This is a genomic window from Microbulbifer variabilis, from assembly GCF_056232115.1.
Window position 1 is genome coordinate 1,237,902 of record NZ_CP174325.1, and the last position, 18,133, is coordinate 1,256,034.

14 protein-coding genes are annotated in these 18,133 nt (G+C 48.1%); 4 read left to right on the forward strand and 10 right to left on the reverse strand.

Annotation, left to right across the window (positions count from 1 at the left end):
- Positions 1-103 precede the first annotated feature (103 nt).
- The 10 genes from ACJJI7_RS05330 to ACJJI7_RS05375 form a co-directional block, all read right to left on the reverse strand.
- Positions 104-2,002, reverse strand: a complete 1,899-nt coding sequence (locus tag ACJJI7_RS05330) for a VCBS domain-containing protein (RefSeq protein ID WP_444902491.1) — start codon at positions 2,000-2,002, stop codon at positions 104-106.
- A gap of 385 nt (positions 2,003-2,387) precedes the next feature.
- Positions 2,388-3,272 (reverse strand): alpha/beta fold hydrolase, encoded by an 885-nt coding sequence (locus ACJJI7_RS05335; protein WP_282952201.1) that lies wholly within the window; start codon positions 3,270-3,272, stop codon positions 2,388-2,390.
- A 510-nt stretch (positions 3,273-3,782) separates the two neighbouring features.
- The gene (locus ACJJI7_RS05340; RefSeq protein ID WP_475717115.1) at positions 3,783-4,187 is read right to left on the reverse strand and encodes a pyridoxal-dependent decarboxylase; all 405 of its coding nucleotides are present in this window, start codon (positions 4,185-4,187) and stop codon (positions 3,783-3,785) included.
- Positions 4,188-4,515: 328 nt separating this feature from the next.
- Entirely contained in the window at positions 4,516-5,217 is a 702-nt protein-coding gene (locus tag ACJJI7_RS05345; protein WP_475717116.1) for a GDSL-type esterase/lipase family protein, read from the reverse strand.
- A gap of 209 nt (positions 5,218-5,426) precedes the next feature.
- A complete protein-coding gene (locus ACJJI7_RS05350; RefSeq protein WP_353375500.1) occupies positions 5,427-6,587 on the reverse strand; it encodes a DUF3570 domain-containing protein in 1,161 nt (386 codons plus the stop codon).
- Entirely contained in the window at positions 6,574-6,792 is a 219-nt protein-coding gene (locus ACJJI7_RS05355; protein WP_020414172.1) for a DUF4266 domain-containing protein, read from the reverse strand. Before ACJJI7_RS05355 ends, ACJJI7_RS05350 begins: the two co-directional genes overlap by 14 nt.
- 4 nt (positions 6,793-6,796) lie before the next feature.
- Entirely contained in the window at positions 6,797-7,273 is a 477-nt protein-coding gene (locus tag ACJJI7_RS05360) for a TlpA family protein disulfide reductase (protein WP_444902490.1), read from the reverse strand.
- Between the two features lie 33 nt (positions 7,274-7,306).
- The gene (locus ACJJI7_RS05365) at positions 7,307-7,960 is read right to left on the reverse strand and encodes an outer membrane beta-barrel domain-containing protein (RefSeq protein ID WP_020414170.1); all 654 of its coding nucleotides are present in this window, start codon (positions 7,958-7,960) and stop codon (positions 7,307-7,309) included.
- Positions 7,930-8,823 (reverse strand): outer membrane beta-barrel protein, encoded by an 894-nt coding sequence (locus ACJJI7_RS05370; RefSeq protein WP_444902489.1) that lies wholly within the window; start codon positions 8,821-8,823, stop codon positions 7,930-7,932. The genes ACJJI7_RS05365 and ACJJI7_RS05370 overlap by 31 nt, the downstream gene beginning before the upstream one ends.
- Positions 8,824-8,826: 3 nt before the next feature.
- Positions 8,827-11,442: an HzsA-related protein gene (locus ACJJI7_RS05375; RefSeq protein ID WP_353375498.1), complete on the reverse strand. Its 2,616-nt coding sequence runs from the start codon at positions 11,440-11,442 to the stop codon at positions 8,827-8,829.
- A gap of 226 nt (positions 11,443-11,668) precedes the next feature.
- Between ACJJI7_RS05375 and ACJJI7_RS05380 the strand changes: the two genes are divergently transcribed.
- The 4 genes from ACJJI7_RS05380 to ACJJI7_RS05395 all read left to right on the forward strand — a co-directional run bounded on the left by ACJJI7_RS05380 (position 11,669) and on the right by ACJJI7_RS05395 (position 18,127).
- Entirely contained in the window at positions 11,669-12,895 is a 1,227-nt protein-coding gene (locus ACJJI7_RS05380) for a hypothetical protein (RefSeq protein ID WP_051089521.1), read from the forward strand.
- Between the two features lie 5 nt (positions 12,896-12,900).
- Positions 12,901-15,384 (forward strand): LamG domain-containing protein, encoded by a 2,484-nt coding sequence (locus tag ACJJI7_RS05385; RefSeq protein WP_282952195.1) that lies wholly within the window; start codon positions 12,901-12,903, stop codon positions 15,382-15,384.
- A gap of 157 nt (positions 15,385-15,541) precedes the next feature.
- A complete protein-coding gene (locus tag ACJJI7_RS05390; protein ID WP_020414165.1) occupies positions 15,542-17,113 on the forward strand; it encodes a hypothetical protein in 1,572 nt (523 codons plus the stop codon).
- 12 nt (positions 17,114-17,125) lie between these two features.
- A complete protein-coding gene (locus tag ACJJI7_RS05395; RefSeq protein WP_020414164.1) occupies positions 17,126-18,127 on the forward strand; it encodes an FAD:protein FMN transferase in 1,002 nt (333 codons plus the stop codon).
- Positions 18,128-18,133 lie beyond the last annotated feature (6 nt).

The following is an 18,133-nucleotide window of genomic DNA, read 5'->3' on the forward strand; positions in this document are numbered from 1 at the left end:
GGCTAGTATAATTTCCAATCAATCATGAATTGAGAGCTTGAACTCGACCACATATTGGCTTCCCCCAGCTCTCAAATCAAATTATTTTTACTCTTTACTAATTTTAATTAGCACTTACATCTAAATAGGCGGGTAAGCCTTCTTGACCAGCATGGTCTATCGCAATAATTTTATATCGATAATTAGCACCCTGCTCCACATCAGAATCCTTATAGGATAATTGACGTGTTTTATCTATAAGCTCCTCGCCACGAAAGATCTTATAGTGAAGTACGCCACCATTTTTGATGGTTTCATTCCAGGATAATTTTACCTGCTTATCAGAAACTGTATATTTAAACCCTGTAACTTGAGCGGGCGGTGGATGGTTACCAAAAGTACAGGGTACTATATCCCTACCTAAGCCGTCGGTACATTGATCAACATACTTATCTCTCTTTTTCGAGGCATTCCAGTTTGTTGACTTTCCACCAGTACACATATTGTCAACACAGAAAGGAATATCATAATTAATACAGGTTCTACAAGTATCAAAACCATAGTTATCAGTGAAAGGTATCTCAGCCTGATTCAACGCAGGGAAATAATTACAGACTAAAACATGTGCGCCATCATTGTAGGCAGGGTTATTGGAGCCTATAACACTATCGCACTCTGCCACAGCACAGCCTACATAACGAGTTTCCCCATGACATACTTGGGCCCAATGCCCGCAGGTGTCATCGTGACATCGCATCGCATCCCAGTCATAAGCGTGGCTTTCAGCATACCAGGATTTAACTGATCCGCCCCAATGGTCAGCATCATATTGCGACGCTGGTGGGTTAGATATGTAAATTGAAACATTTTCTCCAATTGCAATATTACCAACAGGAAGAACGAAAGAAACTTCGTCTTTAACTTTCTCAAAAGCCTCTCGAATACCAGCAGCTCCATTTAAGTGACCAAAGTAACAAGCTGATGCTCTTTCTTTCGCCACTTTAGCCAAGGCATTATCCCAGAAAAGAGTCTGCATATTACCGGCGCTTTTGGGGGCATTGTCCCCCTCACCGGCCTCACCCTTAGCACATCTCTCACGATACTCATTATGGGTATCCAGCATTACACGCTTCTGTTCCACTGAGAACTCAAAGGATCCATTGCCATTAGGATCAACAGTAACAACAGAAAAAACAACGGATTGTTCTGCACCATCAGTTAATGTGAAAGTGATGGTATCTGTGACTGCATCCCCCGCACTGAGACTATGTGCTTTGTCATTTAGGGTATATTCCCAATCACCAACACCGGTAATCCTAAAATCACCGTAATTCCCAGCACTGCTACTCTCAACAAATCCCGGGGTATTGCCGTCGACATCTATGATTGTCAGAGTACCCTTGGCATCTGCACTGCTCCCCACGAGCAAAGTGGCAAGAGGGGATTCGGGGCTAAAAGTGTAAACATCATCAGCACCTGTCACCTGAATAGTAATTAATGTAATGTCATCACCTGTTCCAACACCAACCATAAATTCATCAATTGCCAATTCATCAGCACTCAAGGGGTCAGCCAGGCCCGCATCCAGGGTATAGCTCCAGGTACCATCAAGAGAAACATCAAGCAGACCGTATTTTCCCCATTCATTAAGCTTTTCAAAAGTTTGCTCGGCATCAACACTATCAATCAACTTGCCAGAGGTAGAAGTCTCATTATCCTCGCTAACGCTACCTTCACCACCACTAATGGGATCGGGATCGGGATCGGGATCGGGATCGGGATCGGGATCGGGATCGGGATCGGGATCAGGATCAGGATCAGGATCAGGATCAGGATCAGGATCAGGATCAGGATCAGGATCAGGATCAGGATCAGGATCAGGATCAGGCATGCCACCACCATTATTATCAATGATGCCAGGATTATTATCTTTCTCACTATCAGAACCGCCTCCGCCGCCCCCGCAGGCAGTCAAGAGAACGGACAAACAGATAGCTGTTATTAGCTTGAAGGAATCATTCATGTCAGCCCCAATAACATGTTGTACTTTTTAGAAAATTGGGGCGAATTATAGAGGGGCGTTTTCGGCATTCTGTGAAGCATGGCATATATTTTATAGCAGCCTAATCAGAAACCATCTGATCGTGCAGAAAGCTGTTTAATTAATGAAAATATAATTTTTTATTCATTTATTCTTATCAGGACTTGATTTTCAAAAAGCAAACAAAGCGCTCACCTTAAAGTTAACTACATGAATATTAAAAGCAATTTATACTCAACAGATCAGATGTTTACTGGCCTCTATTAGACAAACAACCCAAATACGATTTCAATCTACCATCAAAATAAAAAATGAACTCAAGACAGGCATCCACTGAATTTTTAGTTGGTTTCTAATTCAACACAAATCATTGCAACCCTTTAATAAATTTAATTGTATCATCGGCACTGATTTTTGCATTTTCAACATGGGCCATATGCCCGATATTTTCATAAGTTATCAATTGGCTGCCAGGTATTTTGTCTGAAAAATAACGACCCACTTCCAAGGGAATAATTTGATCATCTGCGCCCCAAATGAATAGAGTGGGAGTTTTTATATTTTCAAGACCATTAAGCGGTTGAAAATTTACACTGGCATTAGCCACCAAATTAAGAGCTGTTCCCCGGTTTTTTTCATAACGGGAAAGTAGGTATATGCGCTCTACCAATGTCTCTGACAAAGCGTGCGGATCGTAAAACATCTTGGAGTGCAGTATTCTACGTATCAGACCACGGCTACCCAGATGTGAGACCAAGTGTCGCCCCCAGTGACTGATAACAAAACGAGCCATACCGGTTGGCATCTCCAGTCCCTTATCACACCTATAGCCTCCAGGCGACACAAGGATTGCAGCCTCAACAGTGTCTGGATGTTCGATCAGATAACGTAAAACACTATTGCCTCCGAACGAGTGACCAATCATCACGAACTTCTCGAGTTTCATTGCCTCGATAAATTTCGCAATAAAATCAGCAAAATGCTTTGGTGTATAAGTTCCGCCCGGAAGAGGGTCAGTCAAGCCGTGTCCGGGTAAGTCCACCAGAATTAAATGATAATCTTCAGAGAGAATCTTAACCCAATCATTCCAGGCACTAAGCGAATCCCCACCACCGTGAAAGCATAAAAGTACCGGATGTCCCTCTGGTCCTATTTCTCGATAATTTACTGAGAATCCATTTTCCATTGATAACTGATTAAAGGAGTATTCGGATAACTCATTTCGGCTCAGGCTGGGACTAAAAAATGCCATCCAGACAAGCCAGATCAAAATCAACAGGAGTATCAGAACAAGCCAGAATATCATAGTTCGCTAGGGCCTCCCTGGCCCGCAACAGTGCAATCTATATACAGAAAAACCATGTCAGATGGAATGTCAAAAGGAGATTTTTAGTACTATCTTAGTCATCTTAAATAAAGTCGTCTGCCCTGTATTTCATCTGGAGCCAAACATAATCTCCAAGGCCCCCAGATAACCTCAAATCCATATCGTGTTGATCTATTTCTACAGTTCCTATCTATAGCTATAGTTCTTTATATAAGAATAGACCGCAGGCTGGGATAAGCTTCCTTATCGCTTTGGGAGATCAGGCGAACTCCATTAGAAGTTCCATTTTGCGCCTATAATCTCCCTGGTTACCTCGCGAATGGACTCCAGTGATAAGGCAATATCCCTCTTATTTATTGCCCATGAAGAGACACTAAGGCGCAGTGCCAATTTTCCCTGCCAGACTGTGGTGCCAAACCAACATACTCCCTCATCTTATATTCTTTGCACGATACGATGCATGTCGTCCTCACCTCCAATTGTGGCCACAACCTGATTCAAAGCGACATCATTGAGCAGCTCATAACCCATTTCCATTAATCCTTGTGCCAAATGTTGAGCATAGGAACAGCAGCGCTCAACCAGATCTCCCACACGATTACTTCCCATCTCCCGGATCGCAGCCCAAACCTCAACACCGCGCGCACGGCGAAAAGATTCCGGTACCATATCCTTGGGCGGTGGTTCAGTACCAGCTTGTAAGTAAGGCGCCTGAGTTGTCATAACCCGGTTTACAGCCCCTGCATCACGACAAATTGCCACGCCACAATCGTATGGCGTGTTCAGCCACTTGTGACCATACACCGCCCATGAATCCGCCAGTTCGATATCGGCGGTCAAATTAGCTTTAGCAGGAGAAGCCGCCGCTCATAAAGCAAAAGCGCCATCCATATGTATCCAGGCTACAGCTTCACGAGAAGGACTGACCCGCCTTTCACGAATTTTTGATAAATACTCTTCAGCACATTGAATTGCCTAAGATAAAGCATTTAGGGATTCTTGGTTATCAGTAGTTTTATTGCTATCCATACTATCGTCACACAGTATTTCAATAATTTTCTTCGGCTATTTTTAGCATACGAAGAAAAACTGCAATTGAGTACTTATATAATCCAGTACTTGTAGAAAAGGATGGGAACTTTAAAAAAGATAAGAGTGGACAGAAAAGCTAAAGATAATTTTTGCAGACAAAGTCCCAGGTTTGCTCATAAAGTAACTGATGACCGCTGGGGTTTGCGTGAAGACCATCCTCAGAAAGTAGCTTATACAGTGGCCTGTTACGCCATAATTTATCGAAATCCAATATTGGAATCATTTCTATAGCCGCCACTTCTCTCACAACCTGAGTATAAAGCTTGGCATCAGATCTAAAAAAATAGCTATCACTATTGTGAAAGGGCGTAGTCCGGAGTTCATCAAACGGAATACCGGTCATTACAAAGGTTGGAGCGATCATTTTGGAGGTTTGCAAAAGCTGCAACATAGCTTGGCGATATGAGTCCAGAGCTATGGCAGTCTCTTCCATTACTCCTCCTACCCGGCAGATATCATTGAACCCGGGATATATTCCAATTAAATGGGGCCTCCTCAGAGGCAGCTCGTGGGAAGCTCTAACAATAAGCGAGGCCACCGCCTCACCAAACACACCGAGAGAATAAACAAGATTCTTGGGGTTTAAATCTTCAAAGCGAAGGCGAAATCTCTGTACAAAACCACCCAGTTCTGAATCTCCTCTTCCATAGACAGAACTGGAACCAATAAAGATAATTTTTCTAGGTATCTTTCTCGCCATATAAGCCACAAAACTGACTCTATGTTTTAATTTGTTGTCCACATCACATAATGCCCCAGAATTACCCTGCGGGCACATTTAGCATAGGAAAAGATAATGTCAAAACGCAAAGAAACCAAGAGTATGAAAGCACCTGAAAAAAACAATCATATGCTTTGAGCTATATGATATGAATTTTAAGTGATTGAGAAAAATGATATCAATGGAAAAAGAGGCCCCATACTTATTACATTTAAATGGTGATGAAGCTCTATTTAAATGTCACACTTAGTTGAGGGCCTTTAATATCAGATACGTACCGTCCAGAACAGGCGGATTACATTGGCTGAAAAACTATAGGCAGGTTCACTTCCCGGAGTAATAGCCGTACTATCACCATGCACCGTAACATCGAGGAAATCCTCGTAGTCAAACAGGATATGATCCCAATATAAGTTTATAGTATTCCTGCGATTTAGCAGGGACCAGCGTTGTGGCAATTCATAAGATACACCTACGCCCAGTGCTAGCGTGGTATAGTTACTCAATTCTTTGTCACGTGCTCGGAAATTGGTAGCATTCGAATAGGGAAACAAGTCGCTATAAAAATCAGCGCTGGTTTGCTGGTAATAGCGTATCTTACCTTCAAGGATCCATTCATCCTGCTCTTCTAGCGGGTGAGTGTAACGAAACTCGACATTATCCGCAGTTATTCCCCAGCTATCCGCATAGCGGCGATACTCACCTTTTATTGATGCACGGTAAGGTAATCGATATTTTAACCTAATAGCTGCCGCATCACTATTTCTGGTCCTTGGATAGTTTTCAGGTTGATAACTAAATCCCTGTGAAACTGTTGGATCAAGAAAACGCACCGTTCTGTAAGGATTATTAAGATAACCTTCATCGGTGACCGTCTCTACGCTTAATTCAGCAATTAATTTTTGTGTAAGAATCTGATTCCAGCTCACCCCATAGCGACGGTGTTGGGCTTCATCAGAAAAATACTCATCATCATTGCGAAATACTTCATCACTACCATAGCTGACACGCAGATCAATAGTACTCAAGTCTCCAAAGAATCCCTGACTAATACCAAAGCCAACTGTTTGCGCCTCATAATCACTCTCCGAGCTATTGGTATAGCCGAAATTAATGGTGGTTTTATCCACCAAATAGTCCACCCCGAGAGAGTACTGATCACGCCTTTCAGTATATTCACTAGCAGTTGCCTCAACATCAATTGAGGCCCCGGAAATCATATCCACATAGTAATTTGCGGAAAAGGAGACATTGTTGCCAATATTTTTACGAATCAACACCGAGGGGCCATCTATGGTAACCCCCCCGCCACTATAGGCATGATACAGGTTATCAGCTCGCTCCTCAGGTAACACAGCAGCAGAAGCATAAACGGGGAAAATTAACCCTAAAGCAAGGCAATAACGCAACAATTTAGTTACAACCACATCCGCCTCCACTACCACCTTCCGCTCCCCTAGCCGCTTCCCGGGCTTCATACACATGGTTCATGTAGCTGGCGGCAACTGGATCTCTCTCAAAACCCATAATTGGATCCGCCAGGTACTGACGCTCGTAAGGAGCCACCCAGGGCGTTACTGTGCAACCACTGAATAGCGATACCGCCAACAGCGGCAACAAGTAGCGCAACATGATATTACTCCCGGATTAATTCCTTAATGATTTTCTTATATGCCGCTTCATCGCCATCACGATAGCCTTTATGGATATGACGAACATTCCCATCTCGATCTATAAAAACCGTGCTCGGCATAGCGTCAATACCATACATTTTGCTCACCTCACTGGTGCTATCGAATAAAATGGGGAAATTCACCGGTATTTTTCCCAATAACTTCTCTGCATCAGATCGGTGTGCATCCACATTTACACCCCAGACTTGGAATCCAGCCGCGGAATAACGCTCGTGCAACTGGTCCAGCAAAGGCATCTCCTGACGGCAGGGCCCACACCAGGATGCCCAAAAATTCAGCATAATCACCTCACCACGCTGCTCCGCCAAACGCAGGTTCGCACCTTGATTAGAAGCTAAAGTAAAGTCTTTAGAAGGCTCAGAAGCACTGGCGCCTGTCGAAAATACAAGCAGCGCAAATACAGCAACAATTCGTAACATATAAAAAATCCTTATTGTTAATTTTTAAAACAATCAGAAAAATACAGTAAGTCCCAATTGGGTAGACAGGTTATGAGTAGTTTGCGCCTCACCAAATAATTCGTGTTCAAATACGTGATCACGCACATCAAAGCGTAATGCCAACCAATCATTTGCCAATAAGCGCACTCCGGCACCGAAGTTATAAGTAAAGTGCTCTTCATCGGCAAAAGAGGTATTACCGGCACCACTCACCAGATAAAAATCAGTATTAAATGCCCAGTCATCAGAAATAAAGTATTCCCCTTGAAAAATATTCCAACCTAAAGAAAAGTTGTAATAGCTCAGCTCCCGTTGTTCATCGGTCAACAAAGGAGCGGCACCACTTAAACGCTCAAAGCTGGATTCACCCAACTCAGTCTGCGCATAAGTGCCTTCCATAAAGAAATCTTCAGTAATATGGTAAGAAACTGACGTGCCATAGAGGGCATTGGAGCCAAAATCTTCTACATTGATAACCCCGGCAAAGACACCCAGTTCAATATTCTCACTGTCTATCAGTGCATCACGTACCTCGCGACGCTCCAAATCTGGAGAGACAATATCTGTTATAACTTCCTCACCTTGTTGGGCAACACAGGCATGAGCACTGAATAGTGCGGATAGGGTTGCTGTGCCTACAGATATACGTCGAAACCAAGTTTCCACTCGACTATCTCCTGATTATTTTCCCGCGAGGTGAGCAGGTAGTGATTCGTGTATTCCGCCTTAACGGCAAAGCGGCGCGATAGATAAGTTTTTATCCCTATGCCCGCCAGCATTACTGTGTCCTGGCGATCTTCAGTTGCGATAATAGTCGCGTTGGGTGATGTGATATTCAGGCCGGCACCAAGCAAAAAATAAGGAGATAGTCGCCAGCGTGGGAACGGCTGGTGTAGTACTGCCATTTGATACACTTGGCTATCAGAAAATTTACCAACTGCTTGAGTAGCACGCAATTCAGTAGCCAAATTAGAGGTAAACTGGTAGCCGAGTGTTGTTCCCAAGGAGTTGGCACCTGCAAAATCGCCGTAGGAAAAACCCAAATAAAAGTAACCCGCTTCCACATCCCTGAAATCTGGCAGGGGAACCCGTACCAACTCACCCTCCTCACCATAAATTTCCTGCAGATCCGCAACTCTTACCCAACCGGTTTTATTGCGCGACGCCAATACTTTTACCCAGTCGGTACGGCGCTTAAGCAGCCAGATTTTTTCACCATATTCAGCCACATGAAAAATCGGATAGCCTCGGCCAGGCCCTCGATAAATATTGATAAACGCATTACCAACGGTAACCCGTTCAGCGTCATCAGGTATATCGCCCATCACATCAATAGCAACGGGAATTATCGGCTCCGGGTTTTCTTCTTCTGCCGGGAATTCCTCAGGTACCTTTCCCGAAGATATTTCCACCTCCACACCCTCGACCACTTGCGCCACTTCACTCCCTTCTGCAAACGCGAAAACTGAAAGTAAGTTGGCTCCCAATAGTAGAGAGAAAATAAAAAAGTATTTCTTAATAATGGACATGGATCAGTCAGCCGGTGCAGCAAAAGGATCGTTATAGTACTGAGCGCCGATATCCAACCATTCAGCAATCAGGCGTAATTCTGCCGGCTGCAAGTAACCTGCGTGCGCCCCCCCGGAGGAGAACACTGTGAAAAACGTACTTTCTGCTGCAGTATCAGCCAGAACTGAAGTACTTGTTACAACGACCATCACCGGAATAGGATCACCATTGGCATCAAGTATTAAATTGCCATCTTCATCAGTTTCAAATACCGGATTACCCTGATTATCCGTCTCCTGTCTCAGCCGCGGAGTTAAAATTCCATCGACAAGATCCAAGATAGGACTATCAACCAGCAGTTCGGCATAGGAGGTAAACCAAGCATCGTTCACAATGGATGCACTGGCGGTCAGATCCAGTTGCGCAGCAGGAACTCGCGTAGCGCCAGCGGCATCTACTGGTGAGTGACAGGCAGTACAGGTGTTATCACTAATCACCGTGCCGACATTATCTACAACTTGGCGTGGCAGCTCCCAGATTGGCTGGATATGCTGTTCGTAGTGAATAACACTACGACAACTGCTATCCCAATTATCCAGGCAGGCCAGCGGTGCAGGGATTTCAGTCAATAAATCAGCGTAAGCCAGAGAAACATCAGTATCTTTGGCACGAACTGCTGGATCGGTCCACACGTCAGAAAACTGTACGTCTCCCGTTAATCCAGCCTCTCCAATAACCCGAGCCAATAACTGCGCCATGGTTTCACCCATTTCCGCTTGTAGCGCAGGCTCAGTATTAGCGAAAGGCGCCGCAGAGGTTGGTGCCCCACTCCAGGCAGATTCCAGCTGCATATCCACGCGACCATGAGCATTTTCACTCTCACTGGTATGGCAGCCCACACAGCTGCGTACCTCACCGGACCGTAACTGCAACCAGTTATTGTGCTGCTCAAAAATTCTCCTGCCCTCGGCATCTACCACTGAAATTGCAAAGGGAATATCGGCAGGTATTTTGACTCGTACCGAACCATCCGGTTGGATAGGCGTATACCCCAGGATTTCGCGCATACCCTGGCTACGGTTACGACCAAATGCCGAGCCATCAAAATCCAGAATGTCATCATCTGGAATCGCTACAGCTTTTACAATACGCAGGAAACGCGCGGGACGTTCATCAGCGCTGGTCAAAGCCGGATCAGCGAGCACTTCTATTCCGGCTATATCCTCACCATCAAAATCGTAGACGCTACGGATATCCAAAATACCCACAGATTCCTGCACCAGATCGCCATCCACATCCACCCCGGGAATTGGGTCAGGAATATAAGCTGGCTCTGTACGGGGCTCCAAAGTCACCCCCTCGGAGATCATTATGCCTTCTTCTGCGACAATAATTGGCAATTGGGTACCGGCCTCATAATCATAGATCCACAAGCCGTAAAGAGGATCAGCTAATACCAGCTCCTCTTCACCCTCCAAACTTTCCGGACAAGGACGCAGCAGCTCCGTCTCTTCCTCCACAATGCGACATTCGCTCCAAGATACCAACAGTCTGCTGGTACCATCGTAGAAAGGCCAAGCTGTGGAGAATGTGCCATGGGGAGAGAGTGTCCCATCAGTAACAACCTCAGCAAATGAGACAGAGGACTGGCCAACCAGCTCACCCTCACCACCGGCTTCACTGTAGGCTTCGCTGTAATTTACCCCATCGATAGCTACCAGATCGCCGCCGTAACTTATTCCTGCGGGCGAACGCAGGTTTACCAGTAAACGTCCATCTGGCATCTCACGCGGCCTGGAGAAAGTGGCAGTAGAATTTTCGGTGCCGGTTTCCTGGCTGTGATAACCATAATGGAAAGACAGATCACTACCATCTGGTTTAATGGTATAGAGACTTAAACGGTCTACACCGGCGGCATTATCCCAGCGATTAAACAGGATACGCCCATTGTTCAGTACTGTGGGATTAAGATCGTGGCTTTGATTGAAAGAGATCTGACGAATATCACTGCCATCTGCCTCCATCACATGTAAAACAAAAGCAGGCTCATCCTGATCATCTGTCAAAGCAGAAAATTGCGGCTTGTTATCATCCAATAACAAAGCGCGGGCACGACGTTGGCGACTAGATGAAAATACAATACGCCCATCTGGCAGAAAAGCCGGGGCAACATCCTGCCCTTCCTCAGCAATAAGGTCGGACTGTATGACTCTTTTCAGCTCTTTGGTCTCAAGGTCATATAACCAAATATTCCAGGTGGGCTGCTCATCGTCATCAACATTCTCCAATTCAGGTGCGCGCATTGCGAATATCAGGCGCTGCCCATCGGCGGAGGTATTCAAATCTTTAACATCGTAATCGCCGATAAAAATCTCTGCGGTAATTACCGTCTCAGCAGCACTCGCTGTAGCGCGATCCTTCAGGACCAGCTCAGCACCGGGGAAAAAATCCTGGGGTTGGTATACGCTGTCTGGCTCCAGAGCCCCTTCATCATCCTTATTAAGTTGACGACGCACAAAGGCAATAGGGTAATCCACCACTACTGGATCTTCCGCCTGTTCTCCACCACTTGAGGAGTTGCCACCACCACTACAAGCGGCCACGAACAGCAATAGTGGCACTGCACGCAAAAATTTCATTATTTTTTATCCACCCGGCATAGGCACCAGCAATATGCCGGTAATATTTGCTGAAGGCCCTACATTATTTTGTGTGCGGTTTTTACCGCTAAGGGTAATTCTCGCAAGTTGCGCACAAAAAGTTTGCCAACTGGGACGCAAATATTGAAAGTCATTCTGACAGTGTTGAAATTCGCTTTTAGTATGCCTTGCTATACCCCACTGACCCCATCAATAAAATAATCCAATGAAAAATAATTCGTCTCGAGCGCATGTGATCCAGCTCACAGTGGTAGGCGCAATAATCGGGGCCGGCCTTTGGAGTGGCTCCGCTCTCGCCGCTTCCCAGGATCAGGCCCTACAAATTCACAGCCGTATCACCGGCACAATTCCCTCTGAAAGTGTATTACTGGATATGGCTGAGGATATTGCTAATGGCAATCCTACTAGCGCTGCCTATACAGCCATGCAACACGAAGATTTTTACAATGTGACCCTGAAAAATCTCGCCACACCCTGGACTAACGAAGAGCAGGATGTGTTTGCGCCATTAAACGATTACAGCGCAACCGTTATCGGTATGGTGCGGGACGATATGGATTTTCGCCAATTGTTGTCGGCAAATATCCTGTATACCGGGAATGTTTCCGGACTGCCGGGTTACAGCACCAGTAATAACGATCACTATGAAGCTCTTGAAGCTGGAGGTTATTCCCTAAAAGATAATCTCGCACAACAGAGCCAGTCTTCTCTCAATGGACTTCCTGCCGATGCCACCGCAGGGGTGATCACAAGTCGCGCCGCAGCAAAAGCCTTTTTTAGTGCTGGCACCAACCGCGCCATGTTCCGTTTTACCATGCTCAACCACATGTGTCGGGATATGGAGCAGGTGCAAGACAGCACACGTCCACCAGATCGGGTTCGCCAGGATGTGAGTCGCAGCCCCGGAGGTGACAGTCGGGTATTCCAGAACAACTGCGTTAGCTGTCACAGCGGAATGGACCCTATGGCCCAAGCGTTCGCCTACTACGATTATGTCTACGATGCGGACAATGATCCGGAGGGGGATAACGGAGCACTCGACTACAACACCGCAGGGGATACAGATCCCGAAACCGGCAGTCGTGTGAAAGCCAAAAACCATATTAATGCAGCAAACTTTCCCCACGGATACCAGCTTCCCGACGATCGCTGGGACAACTATTGGCGTGAGGGGCCCAATCTTCACCTGGGGTGGAGTAGCGCCCTCCCCGGTAGCGGTAACGGAGCAAAATCTCTCGGTGAGGAGTTGGCCAACAGCCGTGCTTTCGCCACCTGCCAAGTCACCAAAGTTTTTCGCCAGGTGTGCTTACGTGAGCCCGAAGATGCCAGTGATCGCGCACGCATAGAATCCATCACTGACGATTTCAGCAGCTCCGGTTACAAACTGAAGCAGGTGTACGCCGATGCTGCAGTTTATTGCGCGGGGGACTAATAACAATGAAAACTTTAAAGAGCCTGCAAATATCAACCCTTTTATACACAGCGGCATTTGTTGTCGCTTGTAGTGGCGGCAGTGGCCAGGACACAGAGGAACAGCCAAATACCAACCAATCCAATAATGGCGTCAACTATTCAGGGCCAGCACCTGAAACTGATGACGTCAATCAGTACAAGCGCTATATCTGGGATAACCTGGTCGCACAGAATCGCTGTGGTAGTTGCCATATTGAAGGTGCACAGAGCCCTCATTTCGTACGCGGTGACGATATTAATGCAGCCTACGATGACGGGCGCGAACTGGTAAACCTAAGCCTACCGGAAGAGTCGCGCCTGGTGACCAAAGTGGGCGGCGGACACAACTGTTGGCTTTCCAGCGACGACGCCTGCGCTGAAATTATTACCAATTATATTGAAGAGTGGGCCCAAGCCAGCGGCGGCCTCAGTAATACAGTCACACTAACCCCTCCTATAGAACGCGATGTGGGCGCGAGCAAGAGCTTCCCGGTCTCAAGTAGTAACTTCGGTACTACCGTTTACCCGGTATTACGTAACTACTGTGCCAGCTGCCACAGTGAGGATGCCGCACTCGCACAAAAACCTTACTTTGCCAGCTCCGATGTCGACCTCGCCTATGAGTCAGCAAAGAGCAAGATGAATCTGGATACCCCTACGGATTCACGCTTCTCCGTGCGCCTGGGAAGTGAATTCCACAATTGCTGGGATGACTGCTCCGATAACGAAGCGGAAATGACTGCAGCCATCCAAGCCTTTGCGGACAGCATCGCACCTACCCAGGTAAACCAGGACTGGGTTATCAGTAAGGCTCTGCGCCTCACCGATGGCATTGTCGCCAGCAGTGGTGGACGCGTGGAAAATAATGCGATTGCCCTGTACGAATTTAAAACCGGCAGCGGCACTACGGCCTATGACACCTCCGGCGTAAACCCGGCTATTGATCTAGCTCTTTCAGGCGATGTGGAGTGGATTGAGTCCTGGGGTTTGCAGCTGAAAGGTGGTAAAGCCCAGGGGGCGACAGCGACCAGCCGCAAGTTATACGAAACCCTCACCGCCACCGGCGAATATTCCATTGAGGTTTGGGCCGCACCGGCCAATGTAACCCAGGAAGGTCCCGCACGTCTGGTGACCTATTCCGGCGGTGACGATATTCGCAACTTCACCCTAGGCCAGGCGCAGTACAGTTACACATTCCAGAACCGCAGCGACAGTACCGATGCGGACGGTATGCCAGCTCTGATGACTGATGATGCCGACCAGCAAGTACAGGCGAGTTTGCAGCACGTGGTCGCCACTTTTGACCCGATCAACGGCCGCAAACTCTTTGTAAACGGCGCTGATACCGGGGAGATGGACCCCACCGAAGCGGGACTCTTGAGCACTTGGGACGACACCTTTGCCCTAGCTGTTGGTAGTGAAGTAAGTAACGGAAATAGCTGGCAGGGCTCTATCCGCATGCTGGCAATTCACTCTCGCGCGCTCTCTGCCGAGGACGTTGCCACCAACTATGAAGTAGGTGTGGGAGAGAAATACTTCCTGTTATTTAAAGTTGAAGAGCACACCGGCATCGCCGAGAGCTACGTGATGTTTACCGTTCAGCAGTTCGATAACTACGCCTATCTGTTCAGTGAACCTACTTTTATCAGCCTGGACGAAAGCGTAGATCCGAAAGGTATCGCTATCGAAGGCATGCGTATTGGTATTAATGGTCGCGAAGCGGAAGTGGGCCAGTCCTGGGCCGAGTTCTCCACAGAAATTGATGATAGCTATGTACCGCTCCAAGGCCAGCAACTGTCCAGATTGGGCACCATTATCACCCTTGATAAAGGCCCACTATCGGACGAGTTCTTTCTCACTTTTGAGCGTATCGGCAACGCCAGCTTTACTCGTGTAGAGCCCACCCCTGCAGCGCCACCGGAACCGGCAGACCTCGAGGCTCAACCACGTATTGGCCTGCGCCGCTTCGAGCAGATTAATGCCAGCCTGTCTCGCGCTACCGGTATTTCCAGCGCCCACCCGGATGTGATGGAAACCTGGGAAACCGTGAAGCGCCAGCTTCCAGTCTCCAGTGACATCACCGGATTCCTGGCGGCTCAGCAAATGGGTATCACCCAGCTTGCTGTGAAGTACTGCAGCACCCTGGTGGATTCCAATGAGCGCAGCAGCTATTTCCCTGGTTTTGATTTTAGCGCTTCCGCTGGTACTGCTTTCGACAGCGCCGACAAACGAGCACTGGTGATTAATCCATTAATGGAGAGCCTGCTGGGCCACGAAATGAACTGGCACGACGGCAGCCACTCACAGCTGTCTAGCGCACCAGATCTAAGCATCGTGGAAGCGGAATTAAACAGCCTGATCAACACCATGACCGCCTGTGGCAATGGATGTGAAGCGGGGCGGACCGAGACCACGGTCAAGGCCGTATGCGCAGCCGCCATGGGCAGCGCCATGATCCTGATTCACTGATTAAAAAAACGGGCTGTCGCCCAGGTACGGTTTTAAACGCTGTACCTGGGAGGATCAATCACAGCCTAGACCAGATTGTCGAAAGAAAATTTTTAACAATCTGCTAAAAATTCAAAAATAATTTACCGGCACATCGGATAAAAAATCCGGAAAGACTATGAGCAAGAAAAAATATTTTGAGCTGGACCAGCCCCTACGCCACCCGGACCACCACCGCCCGGTAACCCGTCGTGATTTTCTAGCCCAGGGCTTCCGCGCGGGCATGGCGACAGTATTAGGTGGCTCGGTATTCAGTATGTTTGCCAACCCGCATAACGCCCACGCAGCTCTGTCCTCCGATCTGGAAGACCTGCGCAAGAGTAACGGCGGCCCCTGTGATGTAAGCGCTTTCGGCGCCGGTAAAATCCCGTTTATCTGTTTCGACCTCGCCGGTGGAGCCAACATCGCCGGCTCCAATGTATTGGTAGGCAAACAGGGTGGCCAGATGGATTTTCTCGGCACGGCCGGCTACAACAAGCAGGGTCTGCCGGGCGATATGATCCCCTCTGCCGGAGAAGGGTTTGTTAACAACGACCTGGGCCTCGCCTTCCATAGCGACAGCGGTTTGCTACGCGGAATTTTGGAAAAAGTGGGCTCTGGCACTGCCGCGGCTACCAACGGTGCAGTAATCCCGGCGCGCTCGGAAAACGATACCGGCAACAACCCCCACAACCCCATGTACGGTATCAATCAGGCCGGCGCCAACGGTTCCCTGTTGGCCCTGATCGGCTCCCGTTCCAGTGATTCCGGTGGTAACTCCATGTCTCCGTCGGCAATGATCAATCCAGAGGTACGCCCCACCAAAGTGGACAGGCCTTCTGATGTTACCGGCCTCGTGGATGTGGGCGATCTGGTGGGACTGCTCAGCCAGGAAGACACGGTTGCAGTGATGGAATCCATGTACCGTATTTCTGATGCCAAGCTGGGTAAGGTAAACACCCGCGTGGGGGCCGATGCCATTATCAAGGACATGGTGCGCTGCGGTTATATGAAGAGCGCCGATCTGGCGGACCGCTTCGGTAATCCCGCCGATCTGAACCCCGAAGCCGATCCGGATATTGTCGGTCCCTCCGGCATTTTTACCAGCGCTGAACTGAGTGGGGATGGGGAATTCCGAAAAACTGCCTCAGCAATGAAACTTGTGGTGAATGGCTATGCCGGTGCCGGCACTATCACCATGGGTGGCTACGACTACCATACCGGCGACCGTGCCACCGGCGAGATGCGCGACCTGCGTGCCGGCCGCTGTATTGGCGCCTGCCTGGAGTATGCTGCACGTCGCAACCAGCCACTGATGATTTATGTCTTCAGCGATGGTTCGGTATTCTCCAACGGAATGATCGACGACTCTGTCGAAGGTCGTGGCAAGGGGGTGTGGACCGGAGACGATCAGCAAACCGCTGCTTCCTTCTTCCTGGTATACAATCCTGCGGGGCGTCCGCAATTACTCGGTGGTAGCGCCGATGAGCAGGCAAGGCACCAGCAGCTGGGTTATATGCGTTCCTCCGGGGATGTGGAAACGTCCTCAAGCCCCGCCGCCAACAACGTCAACCTATTGGTAGAAACTGTAGTGTTGAACTACCTGGCCCTACATGGTGAACAAGGTAATTTTGCCAGCCTATTCCCCAATCATGGGCTCGGTAACAGTACTCTCATGGACAGCCTGACCGCTTTTGCCCCCATAAGATAATGTGATGCCGAGATGTTGCGTTTTATTCGATCTCTCCTGTTTGGTGGTGCCGCCCTTTGTGCGGCACCAGTATTGGCCGAGTGGCACTATGCCGAGCGTGCAATCATGGGCACTGAAGTCCGCCTTCAGCTCTGGCACGAGAATGCCAGTGAGGCTGAATACCTGATCGAAGAGGTGATGACGGAATTCCATCGTCTGGATAACCAGTTGTCACCTTACAAAGCAGAAAGTGAACTATCCCTCGTCAATCGCGAGGCAGGTAGAATAGCGGTCAATATTTCCGATGAGCTGCTTTCTCTGGTGGATAAGTCTCTCTGGTTCAGCCACCTGACCGATGGAGCCTTTGATATCAGCTACGCTACTCTCGGCAAACACTATGATTTCCGCAACGGGAAACAGGCAGACTCCGCCCTTACCGATTCTCTAATCGAGGCGCTGAACTACCGCCACTTACATTTGAATAAAAAGTCCAAAACCCTGCGCTTTGGTCACAGCGAAACAAAAATTGACCTGGGTGGAATTGCCAAGGGGTATGCTGTGGATAAAGCCATTCAAATTCTCGAACAGGCTGAAGTCTGCTGTGCCAGTGTCAGCGCCGGTGGCGATGCACGTATGCTAGGCGATAAACGCGGCGAACCTTGGCTGGTAGGCATTCGTCACCCACGAGAAAAAAGCAAAAGTGCCGCAGTAATTCCCCTGCGTGACATTGCCATTTCAACTTCCGGTGACTACGAGCGCTTTTTTATCGATGAACAGCAAGAGCGTATTCATCATATTTTCAATCCAAATACCGGGAAACCCGCAGATACAGCAGTTGGAGACAGCGATAAGTTAATCAGTGTCAGTATTATCGGCCCAAGGGGTTTTGATACCGATCCACTTTCCACTAGCGTATTTGTCCTGGGTAAGAAAAAGGGACTGGCGCTCATTGATCGCCTGCCCCAATTTGAAGCAGTGGTTATCGACAGTAACAAACGTCTTTTCTTCAGTCAGGGACTGGCAAACCCACAATAATCGTTT